Origin of the sequence: Faecousia sp., from assembly GCF_048519415.1 — a bacterium.
Classification (GTDB): Bacteria; Bacillota; Clostridia; order Oscillospirales; family Oscillospiraceae; genus JAZOXB01.
Genome location: NZ_DBFZUT010000040.1, coordinates 1 through 12195, shown reverse-complemented (window position 1 = coordinate 12195; position 12195 = coordinate 1). Strand labels below are relative to the sequence as shown.

6 protein-coding genes are annotated in these 12195 nt (G+C 61.9%); 1 reads left to right on the top strand and 5 read right to left on the bottom strand.

The features are described 5' to 3' along the window. Positions 1-315 precede the first annotated feature (315 nt). The 4 genes from ACMKFF_RS04635 to ACMKFF_RS04620 all read right to left on the bottom strand — a co-directional run bounded on the left by ACMKFF_RS04635 (position 316) and on the right by ACMKFF_RS04620 (position 9043). Positions 316-873 (bottom strand): hypothetical protein, encoded by a 558-nt coding sequence (locus ACMKFF_RS04635; protein WP_419496205.1) that lies wholly within the window; start codon positions 871-873, stop codon positions 316-318. A gap of 185 nt (positions 874-1058) precedes the next feature. Next, a complete protein-coding gene (locus tag ACMKFF_RS04630) occupies positions 1059-1805 on the bottom strand; it encodes a YdcF family protein (RefSeq protein WP_419496204.1) in 747 nt (248 codons plus the stop codon). Next, complete coding sequence (locus ACMKFF_RS04625; RefSeq protein ID WP_419496203.1) at positions 1805-2836, bottom strand: M42 family metallopeptidase; 1032 nt, start codon at positions 2834-2836, stop codon at positions 1805-1807. Before ACMKFF_RS04625 ends, ACMKFF_RS04630 begins: the two co-directional genes overlap by 1 nt. A gap of 915 nt (positions 2837-3751) precedes the next feature. Continuing rightward, entirely contained in the window at positions 3752-9043 is a 5292-nt protein-coding gene (locus ACMKFF_RS04620) for an S-layer homology domain-containing protein (protein ID WP_419496202.1), read from the bottom strand. 256 nt (positions 9044-9299) lie between these two features. Between ACMKFF_RS04620 and ACMKFF_RS04615 the strand changes: the two genes are divergently transcribed. Next, positions 9300-10643, top strand: coding sequence for a YibE/F family protein (locus ACMKFF_RS04615; protein WP_419496201.1), 1344 nt, complete (start codon positions 9300-9302; stop codon positions 10641-10643). Between the two features lie 761 nt (positions 10644-11404). Here ACMKFF_RS04615 and ACMKFF_RS04610 read toward each other — a convergent pair. Continuing rightward, the coding region (locus ACMKFF_RS04610; RefSeq protein WP_419496200.1) for an S-layer homology domain-containing protein at positions 11405-12195 on the bottom strand (791 nt) is incomplete at its 5' end.

Genomic DNA, 12195 nt, shown 5'->3' with positions numbered 1-12195 from the left:
TTGAAAAGTAATTCAAAAGATACGCCGCCCCGAAAGATCGGGGCGGCGTTTCAGACTGTCAAAAAACCTGCTTAGCCGAAAGTCTCGGAGGGAAGGATCGTGTGAAAGGAAACCGTCAGGGTTGCCTTTCGCGTTCCATCTCCTGCCGCAGCGGCAGAATTGCAAAATCATGCTGCAAAATTTGATTTTGCAATTCGGAAAGCAGCTTGACGAAAAAGCCCAAAGGGACTTTTTTGACAAGCTGCTATGCCTGTTTCATGCGGTGGACTCAGACGCGCCCGGTCCGCTCCGGGGCGTCGAGCAGGGAGAGGAGCGTCATGGCTTTGCTTCCTTCCCGGCCGGGCGGAGCCGGAGGGCAAGGCACAGCAGCGAGGCCATGAGCAGCAGTACGGACAGCTCCGGCAGGAAGAGAAAGAAGCCCTCGTAGTCCGAAAGATCCATGATGATGTGCACGAGCAGCGGCAGCCCTGCCAGCAGTATGAGAAAGATGCGCGTGCGCAGCACGCCAAGCGCCGTCAGCAGGAAGAAAACGAGCACGGCAAGATAGAGGATGCTGCACAGCACCGTGTGCAGAACGCTGGAAAACGACAGCGCCTTATAGAGAAAGAACACGACGAATCCGGCCACGGGCGCAGTCAGCGGCACGATGGTCCTCTGGCCGAACAGGGCCAGCAGCACAGGATAGAGGGCCGCCGAGAAGACCGGCAGGCCGACGAGCAGGAAGATATCCGCCTGCGAGAGCGTCATGGCCGTCGCGACGGGGTCGGCGAGATAGTACCACAGGCGCGCCGCAGCCGAAAGCAGCATCAGCGCCATGGAAAGCAGGCACAGCGCGGAGCGCGGCTCTGCCGTAAAGCGAAACTTTTGTTTCATGCTTATCTCCAATCGTTCAGAACAGGGAAGCTCTGAATCAATCAGCAAGAGCGGATGGTGAGAGATTTTTTGGCAAGTCGAGGTATGGAAAACGCAGGAATACTTTGTGTATTTCAAGTTTTTCATACCGATGGATTGACGAAAAAGATCCGCCATCCGCCGCAGATGATTGTTTTAGAGTTTCCCTAAAACAAGAGCGTAAACCAGACGCCGCAGACCTCCCGCGCCAGCATGAGGCAGTAAAACGCGCGGTCGTGCGTGTACGACGGGACGCCCAGTGCTTCAGCCCCGGCCCTGCGGGCCAGCAGCTCGGCGCGCAGCAGGTGATATTCTCCTGAGATGACGGCGATCTGCGCCGGGCGCGTGCCGGTCTCGGCCTCGATGAGGTCGAGCGAGCAGCGGAGGTTCTCCTCCGTTGTCGTGGCCTTCGTCTCCATCCGCAGGCGGGCGGGCTCGACGCCGCGGGCCGTCAGCCAGTCATACATGCACTGCGCCTCCGTGATGGCTTCGCCGTCTCCCTGCGCGCCGGAAAGGACGGCAACGGCCTCCGGATAGCGCGCAAGATAGTCCCGCGCCGCCTCGAGCCGCTCGCGCAGGGCCTGACTCGGGACGGTCCCATTCACGCCGGCGCCGAGCACGACGACCCACTGCGCCTCCGGATCGTCCGCGCCGTGCCCGGCGGAGACGACCCAGCCCGCCGTTCCGGCCGCCAGCAGGAGACCGAAGCAGACAAGAATCAGGCCGAGGCGCGTCGCCCAGCGCGAAAAGCGGGGAAATCGCCCGCGCAGTGCGTCCACGATGCCGAAGGCCAGCACGACTCCGGCTGCGAGAAACAGCAGCACGCCCGCGAAGCGGAAGCCGTAGACGGCGAAATAGAACACGAATCCCAGCGCCAGCAGCGCCGCCGCCGGCGCCCAGAAGCGCCCGCGCATCAGAACAGGTAGCCGCGCAGGACACGCAGCGTGTTGAGCACGCCGTCTCGGTGACTGCGCTCATAGCCGTGCGAGGCATAGACGCCCGCGCCGATGAGGCCGTGGCGAATGTCATAGCCCGCGCGGAGCGTGGCCTCGACGTCAGAGCCGTAGTAGGGATAGATGTCCACGGCGTAGTCCGCGTGCTCCTTCTGCGCGGCGGCGATGAGCTTCTTCACGACGTCGTAGGAGTACGGGCCGCCGGAGTCCTTCGCGCAGATGGAGACCTGCCGCTCCGTGCACTGCAGGCCTGCGCCGACGCAGCCCATATCCACGGAGATGGCCTCCGTCACTCCCGCCGGGACCGAGGCAGAGCCGCCGTGACCGACCTCTTCATAGACCGTCACATGGACGTAGACGCGGCGGGTGGGCGTTTTGCCCTCGTCGTGCAGATATTTGGCAAAGCCGAGCAGGATGCCGACGGACAGCTTGTCGTCGAGGAAGCGGCTCTTGATGTAGCCGCTCTTCGTCACGCGGGTGCGCGGCTCAAAGCAGACAAAGTCGCCGACGGAGATGCCGAGGGCCTTCACGTCGTCCGCGGACTCGACGGCCTCGTCCAGCACGACCTCCACGGTGTCCCAGCTGCGCTTTGTGGAGGCATAATCGCCGTTGACATGGACGGAGGCATTGATAAGCTGCAGCGTGCCCTCGTAGCTGCCGGAGAACTTCGTCACGACGCGGCAGTTCTCGGCCTCAGCGTTGTTGGCGTTCATGCCGCCGACGTTTACGATGCGCAGGCGGCCGTCGCCCTTGATCTCGGCGACCATGCCGCCGAGCGTATCGGCGTGGGCCTCGAGCAGCAGGGCATCGTCGGCGTTTTCACCGCCGAGATCGATGAGAATGCCGCCCTTGGCCGTCCGCTCCGCCGCAAAGCCGAGCGCGCGGAACTCGCGCAGGACAAATTCCTCCGCCTCGGCAGTGTAGCCCGTTGGACTGTCGATGGCCAGCAGCTCCACCGCCTTCTGCACGGCAAAATCCACATAGTTTTCCATGAAAAGTACCTCCCACCGCCCGCGCCGCGGGCTTTTTTGCCATTATATCACAGAATGGATCAAAGGGAAAGAGAAGAAATTGCAGGGGCTGCACACGCCCTTGCAGGGGAGCGGACAGCCGTGCCCGGCGACGCACTTGCAGTCCGTACAGGCTGCCGATAAAACGGTATGTACCGATTGCGTCTGTAGCGGCGCTCAGTGAGCGCCCAGTAGGGGAACATTCAACAGCATGGGGGCGCTGGTGCACCACCACGCTGCCTGACGTGTCATTGCGAGGAGCAAAGCGACGTGGCAATCTCGGGAAGGCACTTGCAGTTCGTACAGGGCGTCGATAAAACGCACGGACCAATTGCGTCTGTAGCGGCGGTCAGTGACCGCCTTGCAGAGGGGCATTAAACCGCTGGAGAGCTCTGGTGCACCGCCGCACCCGCCTGACGTGTCATTGCGAGGAGCGAAGCGACGTGGCAATCTCGGGAAGGCAGTTGCGTTTTCGCCGATGGCTTTCCCACGATGCGGCCGGGTACGGCGAGATTGCACCCCAAGGGCACTTCCTCGCGCTGCGCGCTCAGGGCGCCACGTCGGCCTGCGGCCTCCTCGCAATGACAAATCTGGTGGCATTGTGCCACTGAATTTGTGCCGTGATCATTGCCAACCTGCATGGCGCTCGCTGAGCGCCGCTACAGACGCAATCGGTGCGTGCCATTTTGACGGCGGTTTGTACGGGCTGCCAGTGCCTCCCTGAGATTGCCACGGCCCCGTTGGGGCCTCGCAATGACAAACCTTTGGCTTTCACCGTTTTATCGCCAGCCTGTTCCTATCAGCAGCATTGCGCCGGGCCCGGCTGTCCGCTCCCCTACATATTCCATATGCAAAAACCAAGGGCAGGCCATTGGCCTGCCCTTGTGCTTTGTTCTGTTACAGCTTCGCGTAGCGCATGAGGATGGTCGCGAACTCTGCGCGGGTGGCATTGCCGGTCGGCTGGAGGCCGCCGTCCTTGCCGTTGATGATGCCCGCACCGACGCACCAGCGCAGCGCGTCAACAGCCCATGAGCCAACCTGACCGGCATCCGGCCAGCGGCTGAGGTCGCCCGTCGGGGTCGTGTCCGTTCCCTTGACGGTCTTCGCATAGCGCTGCAGCATGAGCGCCATGTCCTGACGGCTGATCTCCTCCATCGGGCGGAACGTACCGTCCTCGAAGCCCATGACGATCCCCTTCTGCTGGGCCCAGGCAACGGCCTCGCCGTACCACTCGTTCGCCGGGACATCCGGGAAGGCGTTCGTCGCGCTGACCTTGTCGCCGGAGAGGCGATAGAGGACCGTGGCGACCATGGCGCGGTTGAGGGTGGTATCCGGCTCAAACTTCCCCTTGCCCATGCCGTTCATGAGGCCAGTCTCGAGGACATAGTCCACGCTCTCGTGGTACCAGCCCTTGTCCGGGCGGTCCGTGAAGGCTCTGGACGGGCAGTTATCGGAGTTGGCCGGGATCGTGCGGGTCTCCGTTGCGCCGCAGCCGGAGCAGCTGCGCGTCTGCGTGCCCTCGTGGAAGCAGCCGGCCGGCTCTGTGGTCTCCCACGGGCCCCAGGTGTGGGTGTGCGGTGCGGAGATCTCGTGGATGTCCGCGCGGTCGCGCACACGCAGGCGGGCGAGGATGGCGCTGTCGGCGCTCTCTTCATCGACGTCGCGGGAGCCGATGCCGATGCCGCTGACGGTCATGCCGACCGTGAGCTTGTCGAGGCTCGTGTCCGTGCTCGTGATGTATCCGTTGATGAACAGGAGAGCCGTGCCGGTCTCATCCTGCACATAGATCTTGTCAACGACGCCTGCCGTCTTGTGGATCTCGGTGATCTTACCCTCGACGCGCATCAGGTTGCCGATGTTCTCGTCCGCCATCGCGGCCTTCGCCGTGACGAGCTGCGGCTCGAGCGGGGTGATATCGTCGGAGATGATCTCGATGCTGCCGTTGTAATCGCTGCTGAGGTTCAGCTCGATCTCGCCGCAGTAGTAGGTCACGCCGCCGTGGACGCGGACCTTCATGCCCTCGGCATAGTTGCCCGCGACCGGGAAGACGTTGATGCCGCGCGTGTCGTCCTGCACATAGATGCAGTCGAAGAACGCGGTGTTCTTGTCATAGCCGGAGGCATTGGCCGTGACGGTGCCCTCGACCGTGAATTCTTCCTTCTCCGCAGCCTTGTGAACATCCGCGATCTTCGTGACGGTCTCGGCGGGCTTCAGGGAGTTGAGGATGTTGCGCAGGATGAAGCGGTTGGCATAATCCTGATCGCTCTTGATGTCGTAGTTGCTGAAGAACGTCACGCCGGAGGTGATGACCCAGCCGCCGCCGGGCAGGTCTTCATAGGTCATGACATTGACGTCGCCCTTCTTGACGGTCACGCGGCCGTCGACGGACTCGTCATACTCCGGCACGAAGGAGCTGCCGTCAAAGTAGCCGTCGTAGTGCGTGCCCCAGGTGCTCTGGTAGCCGCGCACGAGGACCTGCACCTTGCTCTCGTCGAGGACCTCGACCGGGCCGCCGTTGTAGAGCTGGAAGCCGGTCTGGTTGTCCGTCGCGGGAGTGGTGCCGAAGGCGTTCGAGGACGTGTAGGCGCCCGCGGTGAACGGATGCCCGGTGTTGAAGTTCTCCTTGGAGGAGAGGTAGAGACGGTAGGCCTCGTTCGCCTTCAGGTCATTGTCGACGATGATGCCGTTGACAATGCGGGAGTGTGCACCGATGGCGGTGAGCAGGGCGTTGGAGTTCTCGGCGCAGTTGTCATACTTGTTGTCGCGGTCGGACTTGGAGCAGAGGATGACCTTGCCGCCGTTGTCCGTGTACTGCTTCAGCGCGGCGATCTCGGCCTCGGTGTACATCGTGGCCTTGGCCGTGTTGCGGCGGTACGGGACCGTCAGAACGAGGAGGGTATAGTTCTTCAGATTGTCATAGGTGAACTGACCGGCCTCGATGTAGCTGCACTTCACGCCGTTGTCGGCGCAGAAGCTGATGAAGTTGCCGGCGCTTCCGGCATAGTCGCCGGAGAGGTAGTAGTTGTCATGGCCGTAGTCCACGCCGACGTTGATGAGGTCGGCCGCGTCATAGACCTTGAGCTCCAGCGTTGCGGCGCACTGGAACTCCTCGCCCTCGTAGGTGCCGGTGTAGAGCACGCGCAGGGTCTGTGCACCGGCGGCGGTGGGCTTGAACGTGAAGGTGAACGTCTCCTTCTGGTCCGGAGCCAGCGTCTTGGCCGGGGTCTGGGTCTCGACGGTCGTCGTCGTGCCGCCCACCGTGACGGTCAGCTCGACCTTGCTGATCTGGTAGTTCGCGGTGGCCGCGTTCGTGATGGTGGAGGTGATGGTCTCAGAGGTGCCGACCGTGCTCAGGGCGGTGCTGTTCTTCAGATCCGCCGTGATGGGTGTGGCCTCGCCGACCCACACAGGAGCGGTCACGGCGATGTCGCCGTCGGCCTGCGTGACCTTCAGGTAGTAGTAAGGCTCGGTGTTCGGCAGCTCGGCGTCGAGCTCATAGGTCGAGCCGGAGATCTCGAACGTCTTGACGGTGATGCCGTTCGCGCCGATGACCTCGACCTTGCCCAGCTCCTCGCCGTCGGGGTCGGCGATGCTCGCCTTGACGCGGACGGTGTCGAGCTTCTGACCGTCCTCGAGCGGGATGATGCCGCCCATGAGGGTATCGTTCAGATAATAGTAGATCGCGAGGTTCTGGTCCTCGGTGGAGTAGACGCGGCGCTCGGCCATGGCGGCATAGAGGCCGGCCTCCGTGAAGTCGTCGGTCACGATGACGTCGCGGCAGGTGTTGGAGTCACCCCACTTGCCCTTGTGGTTATCCTGGTTGTTCGTCGGCGCGACATGCCAGCCCTTGGACAGAGCCTTGTCATACTCGGAGTAGCTCGGCCAATAGGAGCTGCCGCCGACTGCGCCTTCGCCGTTGCCGACCTCGACGAGGTTCAGAACGACGTCGCGCGACGGGGTATAGCCCGCGAAGTCATCGAACGTGCCGAACGTCGTGCCCGGATGGTTGAACTGGGAGACGACCGGAGCATTTTCGAGCCACTTCGTCTTCACGCCAGCCGCGACGGCTTCGCCGTTGACATCGAGGCCCTTGTTCGCGTTGACCATCAGGTCGTTATACAGGTGCATGCCCGCATAGCTGTTGCTCTTCTCATTGAGCTCGCCGTTATTGCGGGAAACGATGCCGTAGGTGTTGAAGGTGTTCGTGTGGCCGGGGCCGCCGGACCACGTCATCTCGTAGCCGTAGGCGGCGATGAAGTCCGTGGACATGGCGTTGTATTTCTCGGCCGTCTTCTTGGCCTCTTCCCACTTCGTCATGGTGCCGTCCGCGGTCTTCTCGAGCGAGGACAGGTCGTAGTAGCTCGTCTTCGTGGCGGAGCTCTTCGTATCGAAGTAGTTCGAGTGGTCCGTGACGATCAGGAAATCGACGTCCTTGGCCTGCATGGCATGCTCATAAGCGTCCTCGAGCGTGCCAGCGCCGTCGGAATACTCCGCCGTGTGGGAGTGCATCTGGCCGAAATACAGGCTGAGGCCGGATTCGCCGACAAAGAACGACCAGATCTTTTCGGCCTTCTTGCCGTCCTTGCGGGTCACGATCAGCTCGACGACGTACTTGCCGTCTGCCAGATCCTTCGCCGGGGTGTAGGTGAGCCTGCCGTCCTTCAGAACGGGCGTGACGCTCTCGCCGTTGAGCTTCATGGAGAACGTCGGGCTTTCGCCGAGGTTGGCGGCGACTGCGCCGATCTCCGGGCGCTTGTTCGCGCCGGTGGCCTCGTTGGCCGCAGGCATGACGTTCGTCAGCACCGGCTCATCGAGGACCTGCACGGTCGTCTCGCCGGAATAGGTCATGCCGAAGCTGTTCTTCGCGCTGGCCGTGAGCTTCAGGCTCGTCTGGCCGGACAGAGCGACCATCGGGACGGTGTAGGTGTAGACCTTGCCCTCGACGGAGGCGGCCGTCAGGGTGACGGCTGCGCCGGTCGTCTGATACTGCACGGTCATCTCCGTGATGTCGGACAGGTCGTCCAGTGTGACGGAGAACGTGTAGTCCAGGCCCTGATAGGCGTCGGCCGCCTTGAAGGAGACCTTCGGGTTCAGGACATAGCCGATGTTCAGCTCGTCCTGCACGGGGTAGAACTTCATGGCAAACAGCTCGAGGCTGCCGTTGTAGGTCCAGCCGCTGAAGCCGTTGCTGAAGTACTCGATGCACACCTTTTTGTTATTGTACTTTGCCGTCTTGTTATAGATGATGTAGCCCTCCGACGTCTTCTCGAGCGTCCACTTGGTGTAGTCGCTCTCGACGGTGTCGAAGTACAGGCACTCTGCGTTCGAGCCGTCGGACTGGTTCTCGGACGTGCGCAGGAACTTGCCCTGATTTTCGAACGTGTAGTAGGTGCCGTCGGTGTGAACGGTGAAGATGAGGCCGCCGTTGCCGACCTCGATGCCGCTGCCCTTCGGCGTGGCTTCGACGCCCGTCAGTGAGGGGGCGGTGGTGTCATCCGTCTGCGGGCCCATGACGGCGCCCGCGTTGTCGTTGTAGATCACGACGGTCTGGCCGTCCTTCGGCAGCTCGCCGGCCTCGGGGCGCGTGCCGATGTAGCCGTCGTTGTCCGGGTCCGCCGTGCCGTCCACGGAGAAGAAGCGGAAGACGTAAATGCTCCAGTCGCTGTTCGGTTTATACGTCCAGGCCTTGAAGGCGGTATAGAACTCCAGGAAGATCTCGTAGTTGTTGTACTTGACCTCGGCGCTGGCGATGGAGAAGCCGTCGTAGTCCTTACCTGCGTCGGCGATCTTCCACTTCGAGCTCATGGAGGAGCCGGACTTCGGCTCGTTCTCGAACGTGAGCTTTTCGGCGCTGTCCACGGTCAGATACTGGCCGCCGCACGTCAGGTAGTAGGTGCCGTCCGCGTTCTTCACGGCCTGATAGGCACCTGCGCCCGTCTGCACGGTCAGGTTTGCAGACTCCTCGGAGCCGGAAGCGGCCGAAACGCCGACTGCGCCGCCGGAGGCCTCCGGCGAGAACACGCCGCCTGCGGGCGCACTGTAGATGACGAACGACTGCCCGCTCTCCGGGATGCCGTCGATGGGCGTGGCCGTGAAGCGTTCCTTCGCAGCCGATACGGCGGGCAGCATCGTCAGGGCCATTGCCAGCACAAGGAGCGCCGCCATGACCCGACTGAGGTGTTTCCTCATTAGATTATCCTCCTTTTCTGTCCCCCCTGCATATGCAGAGGGCAGTATGATGAGTTTATGATACCATACTTTCTCTGCGATTGCCATAGAAAACAGGATGCTCATACGGAGATTTTACTTTTTTCGGCAGAATTGCCAAAGATATGCCGCGTTATTCCGCTTTTTGGCCCTGCGTCTCATACAGCCCGCAGGGTTGACAGCCCATGGGCCGGACGGTATAATAGAATCGTTAATAAACATTTTCGGAGGTTGCCCCATGAAGAAGCTCACCCTGCCGCGTCTGGCCTCTGCCGTTCTGGGCGCACTGTTTTTCCTTGCTGCCTGTATCGTGCTCGCCGTCCGGCTCGTCCGCGGCGAGGCCGGGCTGACGGACGCCGCCGCCCTTGTGCTCACGGCCTGCGGCGGCGCGGCATTGACCGTGCTGGCCCTGCGCTCCTGCGCGCCAGGCCTGCGGCGCAGCCTGTGGGTGCTGCTGGCGGCGGCCGCCGTGTTCCTCGTGTTCTATGGCCTTGCGCAGCAGACGCCCTCCGTGCCGATGTCGACGGTGCAGCAGGCCACGCACTATGTCCGCGGCCGCGTCGTCGAGGTCACGGAGAATGCCTATCAGGGCCAGCAGGACTATGAGGACATCCCGGTCGGCAAGCAGACCGTCCGCGTGGAGCTGCGCTCCGGCAAATACCGCGGGCAGGTCTATGAGCTGCCGAACCAGCTGAGCTATCTCTATGGCACGATCCTGAAGGCGGGCGACGCCGTGACCGTCGCCGTCACGGAGGAGGACGGGGAGATCAGCAGCATGACGCTGCAGGACTATGACCGCACCGTGCCGCTGGCCCTTGTGGTGCTGGCCTTCCTTGTTGTCACGGTGCTCGTCGGCCGGAGGGTCGGCGCAAAGTCGCTGCTCGGCCTCGGCCTGACGGTCGTGTGCATTTTCTCCATCCTCATCCCGCTGCTCCTCGGCGGCTGGCCGACGCTGCCGACCATTCTCGGCATGTGCGCCTATGTGACGGTCGTGGAGTTCGTTATCCTCGGCGGTGTGAACCGTAAGACGCTCTGCGCCATCCTCGGCACGATCTCCGGCGTTGCTATCGCGGCCCTGTTCGGCGAGCTGGCCTGCGCCCTGCTGCACGTGAACGGCTATAAGATGTATTCCGCCGAGCCGACCATCGAGGCCCTGCTGCAGATCAAGCAGGGGCAGGATCCCATGCACTCGCTCCAGCTCGGCGATCTGCTCGTCGGCGGCATTGTCATCGCGGCCCTCGGCGCGGTGAATGACGTAGCCATGAGCATCAGCTCCGCCATGAATGAGCTCGTGGCCGTCAACCCGGCGCTCACGCGCCGCCAGCTCCTGCGCTCCGGCATGAACATCGGCCGCGATATGGTCGGCACGATGACCAATACGCTCATCCTTGCCCTCGTCGGCAGCTCGCTCGTGCTGATGATCTATCTCTCGTCGCTCGAGCCGTCGTTCTCCCAGCTCATGAGCGGCACGTTCTTCTCCGTGGAGATGGTGCAGGCCATCGCCAGCTCCGTCGGCGTTATCCTCGCCGTGCCCCTGTCCGCCCTCATCGGTGCGTTCCTGTTTGCAAAGCATAAAAAGTAAAACGCAGGGGAGCGGCAAGTGGAAACTTGAAACCGGAAAGCGGAAAGTTTTACAAGGCCGCCGTAGGGGAGCGGACAGCCGGGCCCGGCTGCGCACTTCCAGTCCGTACCGGCCGCCGTTAAAATGGTGATCGCCTCCGATTTGTCATTGCGAGGAGCGAAGCGACGTGGCGCCCTGAGCGCGAAGCGCGAGGAAGTGCCCTTGGGGTGCAATCTCGCAGTACCCGGCTGAATTGCGGGAAAGCCATCGGCGAAAACGCAGCTGCCTCCCCGAGATTGGGGCTGTCTCAAAATGCGGATTGTAAGAGTGTAGCTCCCTTAAAAGTTAGATAAAAGCCGTGAAAATCCAGGTTCATTTGGATTTTCACGGCTTAATTGTTTGGCTAATTTTAGAAAATTTTATTTTGAGACAAGCCCAATGACAAACTTGAAGGCATTGCGGTTCTATAATAACTGTTGGGGCTCACTGCATGGCCCCTTTCTTACGAAAAAAAGGTTGAGCATAGAGACAAAAGAAAAACAACCGCCTTTCCTGACGAAGGAAACCGAAAAGGGGCGCGGGGCTATTTGCCCGCGCCCCGAAAGGTGAGCCTGTTTCCTTTTCGATGATTTGCAGCGCTTCTTCCTCACGCCGCCTGATCTGCCATGTGCTCAGCGAAAGGCTTCCGGCAAGAGGTGCAGCGCAGGAGCGCCATCACAAGCCGAACACGCTGCTGCCGCCGGCCTTTGGGGCTTGCAGCTGCTTCGGGCTGTTCCGGTGCATCAGACGCCGGGAGCCTTGCCCTGCACCAGCTCATACTTCTCAAGGAAGCGGTGGAGCATCGCGGCGATCTCCGCGCGGGTCGCCGTGCCCTGCGGGTCAAGCACCCCGTCGGGCTTCCCTTGGATCAGACCGCTGCCGACCGCCCACTGCATCGCTGCCCTTGCATAATCTGAGACCTTGCCCGCATCCCGGAACTTGTCAAGCTCTCCCTTGGCGGTCATATCGCAGCCCTTGTAGTCTGCGTAGCGGAAGAAGATGGCTGCAAGCTGTTCGCGGGTGATGGAATCGTTCGGACCGACTTTGTTGTTGCCGTAGCCCAAAAAGATGCCGTTCTCCGCCGTCCATGTGATCGCGTCTGTGTACCACGTTCCGGCTTCCACATCGGTAAAGCTGTTGTTGCCCTTCGGTGCGGGGCTGCCCGCCATGCGCCAAAGAATGGTCGCCATCATCCCGCGCGTCGCCGTCCCGTGCGGACGGAATTGCGCGTTGCCCGTGCCGATCATCAGCCCATTTTCATAGGCGAACATCACATCGCCATAGAACCAGTCCTTTTCAGAAACATCGGTAAAGGGATTCGCGCCTGTGCCGCTATTGCGCAGAATCGTCAGCGTGTAGGTTTTAGCACCGATTCCCACGACAATGTCGGTTTTGCCGCTGTTGGGGATGGCAACGGTTGCGCTGCCGCCGGTGGACAGAGCCTGCCCGTTGATGCTCACGGGCTCACCGTTTCCAGACACCGCTGTGACCAGCGTAGATGTTGCTCCGCTATCATTTTGCAGCGTATAGGTAT

Bases quoted from the DNA above. Each gene is read 5' to 3' on its own strand.
- ACMKFF_RS04635 (WP_419496205.1), bottom strand. From the start codon at position 873: ATGAAACAAAAGTTTCGCTTTACGGCAGAGCCGCGCTCCGCGCTGTGC.
- ACMKFF_RS04630 (WP_419496204.1), bottom strand. From the start codon at position 1,805: ATGCGCGGGCGCTTCTGGGCGCCGGCGGCGGCGCTGCTGGCGCTGGGA.
- ACMKFF_RS04625 (WP_419496203.1), bottom strand. From the start codon at position 2,836: ATGGAAAACTATGTGGATTTTGCCGTGCAGAAGGCGGTGGAGCTGCTG.
- ACMKFF_RS04620 (WP_419496202.1), bottom strand. From the start codon at position 9,043: ATGAGGAAACACCTCAGTCGGGTCATGGCGGCGCTCCTTGTGCTGGCA.
- ACMKFF_RS04615 (WP_419496201.1), top strand. From the start codon at position 9,300: ATGAAGAAGCTCACCCTGCCGCGTCTGGCCTCTGCCGTTCTGGGCGCA.